This is a genomic window from Lacrimispora sanguinis, from assembly GCF_044987295.1.
GTDB classification, from domain to species: Bacteria; Bacillota; Clostridia; order Lachnospirales; family Lachnospiraceae; genus Lacrimispora; species Lacrimispora celerecrescens_B.
Window position 1 is genome coordinate 2,827,837 of the sequence record NZ_CP173277.1, and the last position, 13,308, is coordinate 2,841,144.

Below are 13,308 nucleotides of genomic sequence, written 5' to 3' on the forward strand. Positions count from 1 at the left end.
TACTGTATTCTCACAAATAAATGTAACAAACTTGTATTATACCTACGGATTTTTTAAATATTTTTCCCACTGCATTTCCAAAGTTTCATCTTTTTCTCCCACTGGCTGAACGAACAATATCTTGCCGCTTTCCTCTTCCAGGGTAATTTGATATTTGATATCCTTTATTGTCAAAGAACCTTTCCATATAAGCATGGAACTCGACGGTGTCTCTGAGTCAATTAACAGGTAAGGAGTTATATCAATCTCTCTTAATATGGGACCATAAGTAGTAATCTCCAAAACAGGAATCTTGCTCAGTTCCCGAAAACATTGTCTCCGCGCCTCATATAAACTATACCTGTCTCCTGTTTTAAGTTCAATAAGCTTTAGATTTGCATTGCCGTCCGTTAACAGCTTCATTTTTTCTTCTAGTGTTAACGTATTATTTTCTACTTTATCCATCTGAAAAACATTCATATCCATTTCTTTTGTCTCACTTAACAGCTTCCGGTCCTGATACTGAAAATAAAGATATGGAAAGATCAAGATTGCCAAAGCTAAAACAGTTACCCTGGTCAGATATAATACATAATTAGATGTCCTGTTCATCGATACTTCCTTTCCATACCAATGTCACTGTAGTCCCTTTACCCACTTCACTCTCAAACAGTATTTCACCTTTATGAATCTTCATAATATTAGAGCAAATTGCTAATCCCAGGCCTGCTCCCCCATCTGCTCTGGAACGGGATTTATCCACCCGGTAAAAGGCTTCCTGAATTTTAGAAATCTCCTCTTTTGGCATACCCATCCCATTATCCGTTATTGAAATCCATACATTACCGCTCTCACAGCCGGTTTCTATCGTAATCTCACCATTCATGCCAGCCGCTTTTCCGCCATTATCTAATATATTTAATAAAACATTTTTCATTAGCTCCATATCAGCTCTGATCGGAAAATTGATGGAAGATTTTTTCACAGCAATTTTCTTTTTGTCAAAAACAGGGTTCATTGCTTCCAGGGCATCTTCCAGCAAATTCTGAACGGTACTGACGGAATAATTGGGCATTGCATTCTTTTCTATTAATAACTGCATCATCCTGTTAGAAAGTGCTTCCAGTCTCTTTCCTTCCGAAATAATATAGTCCACGGCATATAAGAAATCCTGCTCCTCCATTTTGCTTCTCTTTATTAAATCTGCATATCCTATCATGGCAGTAAGAGGCGTTCTGATTTCATGAGCTAAGCTGCCAGCCAGTTCTTCCTGCTTTTTTGCCGTTTCCTTCAGCAACTTGATTTTTTCTTCTAATTGTTCCGCCATTCCATTAAAATCGGATGCCAAAATGCCAACTTCATCTTTCTCCTTATATTCCACTCTTTCCGTGTAGTCTCCGAACCTGATTTTTTTCACCGCATAAATCAGTTTATTAATTGGTTTTGTTAACTTTATAGCATTGACAGCGTTTAGCAAAGCGCTTATAGCCCCCACAACAATTATGGTTATTATAAAAATTCTTTGCTGCTCTTCTTTTTCTAAAAAGATCTGTGTAAGATCTTTATGAACTTCAATTATAACAGGTCGTCCAAGCAGCTCTGTGAGAACTGACATTTGTAAAAAATAACCCTTAGCATTTTTATCTACTCGATATACAATCCTATAAAGAGATAATTCACTACTCTCTTTATCTAAAAATCCTGCATTATCGTTCTGAAATAATACCTTTCCATTTTCATCGCTTATTCTATAAGATTCTCCATTCCAATTGTTTTTCAAAATATCAATTGCTTCCTCAATACTTTTTATTGGTTCCTTATACAAAGTACTGCTATCATTTGCAAGCAGTGTTACCAGATCACGATGAATGTTTTCGATATTTTCTTTTTCCCTCTCAACCTCCAGCAAATATGCTTTATGGAAAGTCATTGAAAGCAGTACTACTCCCTCTAATGTCAATGCGAACAGAACGACCAGAAATGTATTCGAGAATATCTTCCAGGAAAGTTTCATTTAATCCTCCAAGCGGTATCCAATTTTAAATACAGATACCAGTTGATCATATAGATCTAATTTTTTACGCAGCCTTTGTATATGCATATCAACTGTTCTGCTATCTCCGGTATACTCCCCTTCCCATACTCTCTCATAAATCTGCTCTCTAAATAATGCCAGATTTTTATTTTTAATAAATAGCACCAACAATTTAAACTCTTTCTCAGTTAATGTGATTTCCTGCTCATCCTTTGTCACCTTGTGTGATGATACGTTCACAGAAATATTTCTGTAAGACAAGATTTCGTCTGTTTTATAATACCGCCTGAGCACGTTTTCAATCCTGGCCTGCAATTCCTCTATCTGAAAGGGCTTTGTCAAGTAATCATCAGCACCTAGCTTGAAGCCCTTTACTTTGTCCTGCACACTTCCTTTTGCAGTCAAAAATATGACCGGGATCTCCATAGGGCGGATAAATTCCATTAATTCAAACCCATTGGCCTTTGGCAGCATGATATCCAGAAGAATCAACGAATACCTTTTCTCCAAAATTTTATTTGCAGCCGCTTCCCCGTCATAGACCTGTTCACATTCATACCCCATCGCTCTCAAGCTAAGCTTTATAAAATCTGATATAGGTTTTTCATCTTCGACAATTAAAATATTATGCATTTTTATTTCCTTTCTATCCAACTTCCCCTATTCATGGTATCTGTTATAACCTTCTTACTATTATTTCATATTATTCGTCTTACTATATAAAAAAACATATATATGTATCAAACTTGTAAAAAGCCGGAAAACATCATAGTCAAATATTAATACACGAGCTTATAAATTACAACATAAAAAGGACTCCACATTCTCATGTGAAGCCCTTCTTATCACGAAGCTCTCTTCTCGGCCGCAAATGCTGCCCAAAAAGTTATATCTGTCAGTCTATATCATTTCCATTGCTTTCAATTACCTTTTTATACCAATCAAACGATTTCTTTTTTCTCCGATGCAAGGTTCCGCTTCCATCGTCTGCCCTGTCCACATATACAAAACCATATCGTTTGCTCATCTCTCCGGTTGAAGCAGAAACAATGTCAATACAGCTCCAGACTGTATACCCCATTAACTCTACACCATCCTCCATGGCTTCTTTCATTGCCTGAATATGGCTTCTTAAATAATCAATGCGGTAATCGTCCAGTATCCTTCCATCCTGCTCAATCTCGTCTTTTGCACCTAATCCATTCTCAACGATAAACAAAGGTTTCTGATAACGGTCATACAACTGATTCATAGTGATTCTAAGTCCCAGCGGATCAATGCTCCAACCCCATTCACTAGTTTGTAAATAAGGATTTTTCACAGAACGAATAATATTTCCCTCATTTGCTGTTTTATCATTCATATCCGCAGCTACGCAGCGGCTGGCGTAATAGCTGAAAGAAACGAAATCCACAGTATTTTTAAGAATCTCCAAGTCTCCATCTTCCATAATGAGATTGACTTCCTTATCACGAAAGAGCTTACGGGCATAAGAGGGATAAGCCCCCCGCACCTGTACGTCGATGAAGAACAAATTTTCCTGCTCTTTCTTCACAGACTCCCAAACATCCTCAGGGTTGCAGGAATAAGGGTAAAAACTTCCTCCTGCAAGCATACAGCCAACCTGATTACCCGGATCGTATTCATGAGCCAGCTTAGTAGCCAAAGCGCTGGCTATCAAAATATGATGTGCTGCCTGATAGGTAGTCTGAGCTTTATTTTCCCCTTCCTGGAACGCAATCCCCGCACCGGAAAAAGGGCTGTGTAAAATAATATTAATCTCATTAAAAGTCAGCCAATATTTTACTAATCCTGAAAATTCTTTAAAACAGGAATCCGCATAATTCAGAAAAAGATCTATAACCTTTCTGTTTCTCCATGAACCGTATTTCTCCACCAATCCCATGGGAGCATCAAAATGGCACAACGTCACCAATGGTTCAATCCCATACTTTTTACACTCCAAGAACACATTACGGTAAAAATCGATTCCCGCCTGATTGGGCTGTTCTTCGTCTCCGTTAGGAAAAAGCCGTGACCATGAAATAGAAGTACGGAATACTTTAAAACCCATTTCTGCTATTAAAGCAATATCTTCTTTATAACGATGATAAAAATCAATTCCCTCATGGCTGGGGTAATATTCTACTTTCTGCAATTCGGGATGGGGAACATTCCCTGTTTTCACTTCCAATCTTCGTACTCCATGAGGAAGCACGTCAATATTACTTAATCCCCGGCCTCCTTCACGGAAGGCGCCTTCCGCCTGATTGGCGGAAATGGCTCCTCCCCAAAGGAAATCTTTAGGAAATTGAAAATCGCTCAAATTATTCCTCCTCTTCCGGAATATCCTCAAAACCAATCACCAAAGTCAGTACAAACGATAATACAATGGATAAAATTGTAATACCTGCAATCCATGCAATACTGGTTCCTGGGTGTTCCGGGTCAATAAACTGTACTCCAGTTAAAACGCTGGGTGAGACCATGGAACGGCTGGCAAGCCCTCCGATTCCAGCTAAACAGCCGCAAACAAATCCTGTAATCAAAGAAGCAATCAACGGACGTTTTAATCGAACAGCAACACCATAAAGAGCCGGTTCCGTAGTTCCTGCAATCAGAGCGGAAGAAGCTGCTGCAAGGGCCGTTTGACGCAGTTCTCTGTTTTTTGTTTTTAAAGCTACTGCTAATGAAACTCCGCCCAAAGAAAGGTTTGCGCCTATTTCAGACGGCATAACGGTTCCTTCCATTCCGGTGTCAGAGATGGTCTGCAGAATCGTTGGGGTAAACACCCTGTGCATACCTGTAATAACCAGTAAGGGCCAAATCGCGCCCATAATACCAACTGCCAGGAATCCAAGTTTTGCCTGTACAAAGAATACAAATTTAGAAATTGATGTACCAATTAAAATTCCTGCAGGTCCAATGATTAAAATAGCAATAGGAGCCGCAATTAATAAAATTAACATCGGCTTTAAGAAATTTTTCGTAACGGCAGGTGTAATTCTATCAACGCCCCGCTCAATATAAGATAAAATCCAGGTCATGCAGATTGCTGGGATTACTGTATAAGTATATTTAACAGATGCAATTGGAACACCTATGAAATGGGCCGCTGTTTCTCCAACCGTAACCGCCTCCATCAAACCGCGAAAATCCGGGTGAATTAAAGTTCCTGCAATAGCAATGGCGAGAAACATATTCGTTTTAAATTTCTTAGAAGCAGAAGCTGCAACCATTACAGGCAGGAAATAAAAAGCACCATCGCCAATGGAGTTAATAATCTTGTAAGTGTCGCTGTCAGCAGGCAATATATTTGCCATAGCCAATAACATCACTAACAATTTCACCATGGAACCGCCGATAATTGCCGGAATTAATGGAGACATGGTTCCCACGATAGCATCTAAAATGTTGTTTCCGATCTTCTTTAAGGTCAGAGGTTCTTTCTTCTCTCCCCTTGCAACCTTGCTTTCTTCTCCAAAGTCGCCTAACTTTAATATTTCCTGATAAGCAGTACCAACATGGTTTCCGATAATAACCTGAAATTGTCCTCCCTGCTTTACAACACCCATAACGCCGTCAATTGCTTTGACTGTTGCTTCATTTGCCTTACTTTCATCCTTTAAGACAAATCTTAAGCGGGTCATACAGTGGGTAAGGCTGGAAATATTGTCGATTCCCCCAATATTCTCCACAATAGCTTTTGATACAACCGCATAATCTCTTGCCATTTTTCTTTCCTCTCTTATAAATTAATAAATTCGCATAGTTTTTGCTGATTGTGATTATACTGTTTATCAAGTCTCCTGTCATTAGTTCTAGGGTTTAAAAAAACAAGTGACGTCTATTCTCACTTGTTTTTTATGCGTAACAGTATGTTTTTTGTTTCTTTCCTAATTTGAAGTATGATCCGTTCCTTCAGAAGTATACCGGTATAGCTTCTTACCCAGCCGTTCCACAATACTGATCGCAGGCATTTGAGTGGTAATATCATAAACCTTTAACCGCGTATAAGTCACATAGTAAGCAATGTTATAGTCCGATAATTTCGCCACAGTACAATTCTCCGTATTCGTCACACTGAGTATCTGGCAATTTTGTTCCTTAAAACGGATCACATGACCAATGGTATCATTCGACTCCCCGGAAACTGAAAACACAATGACCAGGGCATTTTCAAAAAATCTGCTCTCCGTGGGATAATGAGGTTCGTCAATATAAAGACAAAACTTTCCCATACTGGAAAAATACCTTGCCCCATATTTTGCCACAATTCCAGACATGCCGCTTCCTACAAAAATAATTCGATTAGCACGGACAATCACTTCCGTCAGCATATCCAACTTTTTCTCAAATTCTTCCGAAGTAGTTTTCTTCAAAAAATCAATGACTTCAGTCACATCATCCGTTGCAGATATTTCTTTTCCCTTTTCAAAATGTTGCTTTAACTTTACCTTAAACTCGGCATAGCCGTTACAATCCATTTTCTTACAAAAGCGCAGTACCGTAGAAGTGGAAACATGGGCTTCCTGAGCCAATTCCCGAATTCTCATGTACTTCACTTTATCATAGTTTTTCGTCACATATTGATACACTTCCATTTCCAGATCATTCAGTGACTTAACCTGCTCCACACGAAACATCCCTGTTCTCCCTTCTATGAAATACTTTTGCTTGTCCTATTTATCAGTTTACTCATGTCATCACGAAATAAGCCACTCTTTTGCCTTTTCCAAATCATCAATGCAGGCCATCATAAACAAACTATCTACTTTTTTCTTTTTCATATAACTCTTCATTTTTAAATCCAAGCCGACAAATACTATTTTTCTCAGTGGCTTATTTAACATAATGAAACGATCAACGATCCAATCTAAAACTTCTTTGTCAACATCCGAGTCATCAAGAACAACTGCGATAAAGGAACTCGTGGACGGTCTGCTGATTTCTATCAGATCCCATTTAAACTTCTGCTTTAACAATTCCTTTTCACCATAAAGGGAATCCAGATGCTCACACCAAACTTCTCCACCATTATAAAACAACGAAAAAGACTTTTTATTCAAACCATATTCATACTTCTCCATTGAATAATCCCCCATTAGATTTTTCGTTCCATACAAATAGAATCCGGCATATCCATATACTGCCCATAGTTCGGCATAATCTTATACCCTGCCTTTTTATACATGCTGCAGGCCGCTTCTAATGGTTTTCCAGTCTCTAAAATGCACCATCGGTATCCTTTGATTTTCGCCTTTGCCTCTAATCTCCGAACCACTTCTGAACCTAGTCCTATATTTCGATACAATGGGTCTACATAAATTCGTTTTAATTCTGCGTGATCTTCATCATACATTTTAAAGGAACCACACCCAATCGGTTCCCCTTCCCGATATACCACAATCACGTCATGGATACTGTCTCTTTGATTATATTGTTCATACTGACTTCGTTGAAATTTACCTCCAACAATTTCATCAAGAGCACTGTCCAGTCGATTACAGAGCATTGCAAAATCCTGGTCTTCTCCATCCGTATCTCTAAACTCCAATTCAGATAAATTAAGCAGCTCCACTCTCGCTTTTTTGCTAAACTTATTTATTACAGCTTCATATGCTTCATCAATCATCTGAAATAACATTTCCAAATCGAAGAAGGCATCCAGATTAATGGTATTCCAATGGGGCTGCTGAACCGGCGGGCAGTGATATCCACGTACTACAATCCCCGGATAAAGTTGCCGGTATAGGTCTGCTTTATCCGGCGTACATTTTAACGTTATCTTATAAAACCTTTCCTCAGGGTTAAATTGAGCAAAAATTTTTCCCATAACCTTATAGCAGATCGGGTATTCACCAAATGGTCTTGCCTCATATGCACTTGGGTGCTTTAAACAGTATTCTTCTATAGCCTGAATTACTTTTGCATTGTTCTCCATATTTTGTCTCCTAGATTGAAGCAGAATCCATAAGGTTCATGATTCTTGTACCATTGTTATGTAAATACCGTTAGTGACTATCCTTTTATAACCTTTTATAAGAATATTCCTGAACGATTCTACCAGCATTCTTGTCTATGGCATCTTCTCCGCTAAGCTGCAGTACTTTACAAGGTAAAGAATCCGCCCATTGCATATGCGTCTTCATACATGGAGATCCATCTAAATCATATCTGGCTGAGTTATCAAGAAAACGGCAATGTACCTCATACATATCTCCGCCTTTCATGATTCTTTCTCCTAATCTCTCATATTCTCTCTTATGAATCCGGTCGATTCTTGTTTCAACAGATGCTGTAATATGTACTGCCAAATCAAACAATGGATCAAACGGTTCATGAAAGCTATCCATCGAACCTGCCATCACGAAATAATTCTCTTTCGATATATCTGACATTAATCGATTAATCTTCTCGTCGCGAGTATACATAATCGTGAAAGGTTTATCAGTATCCTTTCTCCATATGTAATCATCTATATCAAAATATGGATAACCGAGCTTATCGGCGACCATTTTTCCTAATGTTGTTTTTCCGGAACCTGCTGAGCCAAAAATAATAATTCCTCTTACCATATCTTTTACCACCATAGTAAAAATTACTGATTTATCTGTTACATTTATTTTTCCATAGCCGTTAAATTTATTTCCTACTTACACATGAGATTATATGCTTAAACTTCATTACCAAGCATAATGAGATGGAATCCTCTTCCATAGGCATTGGGTTGTTACCCAATTACAGAAATCCAGCTTCAAGATACCATTTATATATATTAAATTATACCTAACAGATAATACATCTTCAATAGAAACTCAAACTTAATTACTTTAATTCGATACACCACTCGAATTTTAAAATTGAGCAAAAATTTGTAAAATACATTAGGGGCATAATAATGAATCCAGCTCAAACCAATATTCTGTTAACCAAAGCATTTCGTTTTTGAAACGAACTATCTTTTCTCGATTTTCTCTAAATAATTCAGGTTTTATCCACCACGGTACTTCGATACACCACGAAAGACGTAAAGCGTCTGCTATATCAGGCATAGTCAGCGCTAAATGCTGTGAATAACCTTCAAGAAAAGCATATGTTTTGTTAGTATCTATTCTATTGTTTCTCAAAGCAAAAGATAATATTGCCCTTCCTATATCATGCCAAATGTAACTATAATGGTTGCGGTCGAAATCAATGATAGCCGATACACAATCTACATCGAATAAGATATTGTCAGAGGAAAAATCTTCATGGGCAATCCCTTTGGGCATTTTATCAAAGAACTCATTAGTAAGTTGTTTTAAAATAGGCTCTTGCATAAGCAAAGCTTTTCGGTATTCAATGGGAAGGCTTGATGAACTCTCTTGCTTACGAGCATAAAAATTAGCCCATAAAGAATCTATTACTCGTCCGCTATTAATAGGAAACCCTTTAACTGAAAGCGTCGGAAGTTGTAAAAATGCTTTGTGCATTAATCCGCATGCATTACCAAGACTGCGCATCTGCATTATAGTGACTGTATTAGGATCTTCCATCTTCCCCTGGCGGAATTCCATGACCATATACGCTGTCTCATTATTCAATAAGCGAATAGCATGACCTCCACTCAAACTGATAGATGGACATGGAACGCCATTCTTTTCAAGGATAATCTGCCTCTGCAAAGCAGACTCAACTAATTTCAATTTCTCCCTACTATATCGCTTATTGCTGAATTGTTTTACCAATAATTCGCATTTATTAGTGGTAACCTTCCATTTTTGATTCAACCAACCACCTTCTACAGGAGTAATTTGATTACAAATTAGCCCATAACTTTCTTCTAGATCAGCTATGATACTGTTCTCCATACAAGAACCTCCTTCTTTAAGACAGCCCACTATTACTTCAATAAAGAATATATAACGTATTAATTAGTCATTATATACTAAATTAATTATAATTTCCATATTCACCTTCACAGTTAACCTACCGCCACTAGCAAACGAAATAGCTAATCATTGCGACTATAAACAAAGACAACAAAAAAGGACCCCATACTCTCATACGAGGTCCCTTTCTACAACGAGCCATTAAATAAGACCCAATTACTTTTCTTTAACAGGCATAAGGTAGTCTATGATTACCCTTTCACTTCGGCGGAGAGGTTCAGAATAACGCTGACGTGTATAAACTTCGCACCAATAGAAATTATCGTAGTCAATTACTCCACCAGTTTTTTCAATAGCTTCCGTAATCAGCAAATAGGCTGAATCGAGTATATCTGTAATATTATCTCCTTCGATTTGAACATGCGCAATTAAACCTTTAGGAATATATTTAGCAAACAGTCCTTCTGGTATTTTTGTATTGGTTTCTACAAAGTCACCAATGATAATATTGAAATTCTCTTTATCGCTAAAATGATACATGAAGCCAATACCATCATTTTCATCAATATCATCACAGTATTTGACATCTGACAGCTTGTTAAGTTTCTCAATTGTATCTCCTTGATAGAAGTCCTGCCATACGCGACCAGCATTTGTAAAAGAGGTTTCACGGAACATACCAACCATTAAGCGTTCATCCACTTCCTTGTAGATGACTTTTTTCATTTCTGCCATAATTTGTCTTCCTCCTATGAATCTATTTTCTGGAAATACATTATAACGCCATCAAAATTTTACTGTTCATAATCACTTTAGCCATTTAATTATACTCAATAAACTTAACACCTTCAATAGAAACTCAAATTAATTGCCTTGACAATAAAAAAGACCCCACACTCTCGTGTGAAGTCTTTCCATATCACGACAAACCCTTATAAAATAAGGATTTACTCCATTGTGTAAGGCATAAGAGCGATATGTCTTGCTCTCTTGATTGCAACAGTAAGCGCTCTCTGATGCTTTGCGCAGTTGCCAGTGATACGTCTAGGAAGGATTTTTCCTCTCTCAGACACATATCTTTTTAATTTATTTACATCCTTGTAATCAATAACGCCGTTCTTCTCTCCACAGAATACGCATACTTTTTTTCTTCTGCGCATACCGCCTCTTTTGAACTTAGCGCCATCAGCTTTATCATTTCTATTATATGCCATTGGTACTACCTCCTATTAGATTTAGTTGAATGGAAGTCCTTCGTCTTCGACCCCATCCGGAATATTCATAAATCCATCGCCGATTGCACTGGAGGGTGCCGGTCTGGAGACTGGCTGATAACTGCCGCCGCCTTCTCCGGGAGCTCCGCCCTTGCTGTCTGCGAATTCCTGATCTTCTACAACGATATCTGTTGTATAAACCTTAATGCCGTCTTTATTCGTATAACTTCCAGTCTGGATCCTTCCGGAAATCAGTACTCTCATGCCCTGACGGAAATATTTCTCCGCAAACTCACCTGCTCTGTCAAATGCAACGCAATTGATAAAGTCGGCTGTCTGCTCATTGCCGTCCTGATTCCTGCGGCCTCTGCGGTCAACTGCAAGGGTATACCTTGCGACTGCCATAGCACGCTCTCCCTGGGAATATCTTACTTCTGGATCACGGGTCAATCTGCCCATAAGGATTACTTTGTTCATACGATCACGCTTTCTTTATCTATTATGCCTCTTGTCTTACGCATAAGTATCTGATGACAGGCTCCATAATACGAATGTGTGCTTCCAACTCGTTGGGAGTTGTGGAATCGCCATCAAATTTGATGAAGTAGTAGAATCCTTCTTTCATTTTCTGAATCTCGTAAGCTAATCTCTTCTTACCCCATTCATCAACGTTTGTTACAGTGCCTCCGAAACGAGTGATATAACCTGTCACTTTTTCGATGGCTGCTGCTCTCTCTTCATCCTCGAGCTTTACGTTAAGAACAACGGCTAACTCATACTTGTTCATGCTTCTTACCTCCTTGTGGTCTCTGGCCCCTGCTTTCAGTAACAGGAGCAAGGAATCTATATGTCACGGATTAATATTATACCGGAAACATCTGACAAAAGCAAGTCCTTTTCTCATTTTCCTGAACTTTTTCCTCTGATTTCCAACTTTTTAAGCCTTTGGCAGGCCATCCTGCCCTTTTAGGCCCCTGGTGTTCTTCTCCACCAGCTTCCTAGGCACCATAACCTGATGGCCACAGCCCATGCATTTTAATCGGAAATCCGCACCGACTCTCAAAATTTCCCACTCCTGGCTTCCGCAGGGATGGGGTTTTTTAAGTTTCACTATATCTCCAACCTCGTAATTCATATCCTTCGCCTGCCCCTTCCATCCATGACAAATTTCCCTGCTGCCTACCTATTTTAAGATAGAATCGATTTTTTCCAATTCTTCCTGTGTAAATTTTAGATTATCAAGACAAGCCGTACTGTCCTCCAGCTGTCTTACGCTGCTGGCTCCGATCAGAACGGAAGTCACTGCCTCTTCCCGAAGTACCCAGGAAAGAGCCATACGGGCCAATGTCTGTCCCCGCTCTAAGGCCAGCTCATTTAACTGTCTTATCTGACCCAGCTTTTCCTCTGACAGATAACGTCCGCCTACGGTCGTTCCCCGCCTTGCCGCTCTGGATTCTTGGGGAATGCCCTTTAAGTACTTGTCAGTCAGGGCTCCCTGAGCCAGGGGACTGTAGCAGATGCAGCCTACACCGTTTTCAAGAAGTGTGGAAAACAATCCATCTTCCGCCCCTCTTTCAAACATGTTATATCTTGGCTGATCGATCAGACATGGAACTCCCATTTCTTTTAACAGAAGTACCGCATCCCTTGCCTCCTGATCTCCGTAATTGGAGATTCCTACATAAAGAGCCTTTCCCTGTCTTACAATGTCAGCCAGTGCTCTCATGGTTTCTTCCAATGGTGTCTCCGGATCCGGCCTGTGGTGGTAGAAAATGTCCACGTATTCTAACCCCATCCGTTTTAAGCTTTGATCCAGGCTTGCCATTAAATATTTTCTGGAGCCCCAATTTCCGTAAGGACCGGGCCACATATCAAATCCGGCCTTGGTGGAAATGAGCAGCTCATCCCGGTATTTACCCAGATCGCTTTTTAAAATCTCTCCGAAATTCTCCTCCGCTTTCCCTAATGCCGGAGAACCGTAGTTGTTTGCTAAATCAAAATGGGTAATTCCCATATCAAATGCCCTTAAGAGAATCTCCCGCTGCTCCTGCAAAGGCTTTTCCAGGCCAAAATTCTGCCATAAACCCAGAGATACCCTAGGAAGTAAAACTCCGCTTTTTCCGCAACGCTTGTATTCCATTTTCTCATATCTGTTTTCCGCTGCCTGATACATACTTATTTCTCCTCTTAATCATTTTTCATGCTT

Annotated in this window: 16 protein-coding genes; all 16 read right to left on the reverse strand. The window is 39.2% G+C overall.

Translation table 11 applies throughout. The features are described 5' to 3' along the window. Positions 1 to 42: 42 nt before the first annotated feature. On the reverse strand, positions 43 to 591 hold the full coding sequence (locus ACHZES_RS13070) for a hypothetical protein (protein ID WP_038283324.1): 549 nt from the start codon (positions 589 to 591) through the stop codon (positions 43 to 45). Further along, positions 575 to 1,939 carry a sensor histidine kinase gene (locus ACHZES_RS13075; protein ID WP_395549152.1) on the reverse strand — a complete coding sequence of 455 codons (1,365 nt, stop codon included), beginning with the start codon at positions 1,937 to 1,939 and terminating at the stop codon, positions 575 to 577. The genes ACHZES_RS13070 and ACHZES_RS13075 overlap by 17 nt, the downstream gene beginning before the upstream one ends. Positions 1,940 to 1,993: 54 nt before the next feature. Further along, complete coding sequence (locus ACHZES_RS13080; protein WP_154526529.1) at positions 1,994 to 2,647, reverse strand: response regulator transcription factor; 654 nt, start codon at positions 2,645 to 2,647, stop codon at positions 1,994 to 1,996. Between the two features lie 262 nt (positions 2,648 to 2,909). After that, on the reverse strand, positions 2,910 to 4,340 hold the full coding sequence (ascB, locus tag ACHZES_RS13085) for a 6-phospho-beta-glucosidase (RefSeq protein WP_395549153.1): 1,431 nt from the start codon (positions 4,338 to 4,340) through the stop codon (positions 2,910 to 2,912). 1 nt (position 4,341) lies between these two features. After that, positions 4,342 to 5,748 carry a PTS cellobiose/arbutin/salicin transporter subunit IIBC gene (gene ascF / locus ACHZES_RS13090; RefSeq protein ID WP_154526533.1) on the reverse strand — a complete coding sequence of 469 codons (1,407 nt, stop codon included), beginning with the start codon at positions 5,746 to 5,748 and terminating at the stop codon, positions 4,342 to 4,344. A gap of 162 nt (positions 5,749 to 5,910) precedes the next feature. Next, complete coding sequence (locus ACHZES_RS13095) at positions 5,911 to 6,660, reverse strand: MurR/RpiR family transcriptional regulator (protein ID WP_038283316.1); 750 nt, start codon at positions 6,658 to 6,660, stop codon at positions 5,911 to 5,913. Positions 6,661 to 6,720: 60 nt separating this feature from the next. Continuing rightward, positions 6,721 to 7,104, reverse strand: a complete 384-nt coding sequence (locus ACHZES_RS13100) for a hypothetical protein (protein WP_395549155.1) — start codon at positions 7,102 to 7,104, stop codon at positions 6,721 to 6,723. A gap of 14 nt (positions 7,105 to 7,118) precedes the next feature. Further along, on the reverse strand, positions 7,119 to 7,958 hold the full coding sequence (locus ACHZES_RS13105) for a GNAT family N-acetyltransferase (RefSeq protein WP_395549156.1): 840 nt from the start codon (positions 7,956 to 7,958) through the stop codon (positions 7,119 to 7,121). An 85-nt stretch (positions 7,959 to 8,043) separates the two neighbouring features. After that, positions 8,044 to 8,592 carry an AAA family ATPase gene (locus tag ACHZES_RS13110; protein WP_395549157.1) on the reverse strand — a complete coding sequence of 183 codons (549 nt, stop codon included), beginning with the start codon at positions 8,590 to 8,592 and terminating at the stop codon, positions 8,044 to 8,046. Between the two features lie 309 nt (positions 8,593 to 8,901). Further along, the gene (locus tag ACHZES_RS13115; RefSeq protein WP_395549158.1) at positions 8,902 to 9,867 is read right to left on the reverse strand and encodes a phosphotransferase; all 966 of its coding nucleotides are present in this window, start codon (positions 9,865 to 9,867) and stop codon (positions 8,902 to 8,904) included. A gap of 237 nt (positions 9,868 to 10,104) precedes the next feature. Next, positions 10,105 to 10,623, reverse strand: a complete 519-nt coding sequence (locus tag ACHZES_RS13120; RefSeq protein ID WP_395549159.1) for a GyrI-like domain-containing protein — start codon at positions 10,621 to 10,623, stop codon at positions 10,105 to 10,107. A 212-nt stretch (positions 10,624 to 10,835) separates the two neighbouring features. Then, positions 10,836 to 11,102, reverse strand: a complete 267-nt coding sequence (rpsR, locus tag ACHZES_RS13125) for a 30S ribosomal protein S18 (RefSeq protein ID WP_038283310.1) — start codon at positions 11,100 to 11,102, stop codon at positions 10,836 to 10,838. Between the two features lie 21 nt (positions 11,103 to 11,123). Next, the gene (locus ACHZES_RS13130) at positions 11,124 to 11,579 is read right to left on the reverse strand and encodes a single-stranded DNA-binding protein (protein WP_395549160.1); all 456 of its coding nucleotides are present in this window, start codon (positions 11,577 to 11,579) and stop codon (positions 11,124 to 11,126) included. 22 nt (positions 11,580 to 11,601) lie between these two features. After that, a complete protein-coding gene (gene rpsF, locus ACHZES_RS13135; RefSeq protein WP_038283306.1) occupies positions 11,602 to 11,889 on the reverse strand; it encodes a 30S ribosomal protein S6 in 288 nt (95 codons plus the stop codon). A gap of 150 nt (positions 11,890 to 12,039) precedes the next feature. Next, a complete protein-coding gene (locus ACHZES_RS13140) occupies positions 12,040 to 12,237 on the reverse strand; it encodes a DUF951 domain-containing protein (protein WP_038283305.1) in 198 nt (65 codons plus the stop codon). Positions 12,238 to 12,285: 48 nt separating this feature from the next. Beyond that, entirely contained in the window at positions 12,286 to 13,275 is a 990-nt protein-coding gene (mgrA, locus tag ACHZES_RS13145; RefSeq protein ID WP_395549161.1) for an L-glyceraldehyde 3-phosphate reductase, read from the reverse strand. Between the last annotated feature and the right edge of the window lie 33 nt (positions 13,276 to 13,308).

What these genes read in the sequence shown, in the direction of transcription:
- rpsF (WP_038283306.1), bottom strand. Translation starts at nt 11,889, where the DNA reads ATGAACAAGTATGAGTTAGCCGTTGTTCTTAACGTAAAGCTCGAGGAT.
- ACHZES_RS13110 (WP_395549157.1), bottom strand. Translation starts at nt 8,592, where the DNA reads ATGGTAAGAGGAATTATTATTTTTGGCTCAGCAGGTTCCGGAAAAACA.
- ACHZES_RS13080 (WP_154526529.1), bottom strand. Translation starts at nt 2,647, where the DNA reads ATGCATAATATTTTAATTGTCGAAGATGAAAAACCTATATCAGATTTT.
- ACHZES_RS13140 (WP_038283305.1), bottom strand. Translation starts at nt 12,237, where the DNA reads ATGAATTACGAGGTTGGAGATATAGTGAAACTTAAAAAACCCCATCCC.
- ACHZES_RS13115 (WP_395549158.1), bottom strand. Translation starts at nt 9,867, where the DNA reads ATGGAGAACAGTATCATAGCTGATCTAGAAGAAAGTTATGGGCTAATT.
- ACHZES_RS13130 (WP_395549160.1), bottom strand. Translation starts at nt 11,579, where the DNA reads ATGAACAAAGTAATCCTTATGGGCAGATTGACCCGTGATCCAGAAGTA.
- ascF (WP_154526533.1), bottom strand. Translation starts at nt 5,748, where the DNA reads ATGGCAAGAGATTATGCGGTTGTATCAAAAGCTATTGTGGAGAATATT.
- ACHZES_RS13070 (WP_038283324.1), bottom strand. Translation starts at nt 591, where the DNA reads ATGAACAGGACATCTAATTATGTATTATATCTGACCAGGGTAACTGTT.
- ACHZES_RS13095 (WP_038283316.1), bottom strand. Translation starts at nt 6,660, where the DNA reads ATGTTTCGTGTGGAGCAGGTTAAGTCACTGAATGATCTGGAAATGGAA.
- ACHZES_RS13100 (WP_395549155.1), bottom strand. Translation starts at nt 7,104, where the DNA reads ATGGAGAAGTATGAATATGGTTTGAATAAAAAGTCTTTTTCGTTGTTT.
- ACHZES_RS13105 (WP_395549156.1), bottom strand. Translation starts at nt 7,958, where the DNA reads ATGGAGAACAATGCAAAAGTAATTCAGGCTATAGAAGAATACTGTTTA.
- ACHZES_RS13120 (WP_395549159.1), bottom strand. Translation starts at nt 10,623, where the DNA reads ATGGCAGAAATGAAAAAAGTCATCTACAAGGAAGTGGATGAACGCTTA.
- rpsR (WP_038283310.1), bottom strand. Translation starts at nt 11,102, where the DNA reads ATGGCATATAATAGAAATGATAAAGCTGATGGCGCTAAGTTCAAAAGA.
- mgrA (WP_395549161.1), bottom strand. Translation starts at nt 13,275, where the DNA reads ATGTATCAGGCAGCGGAAAACAGATATGAGAAAATGGAATACAAGCGT.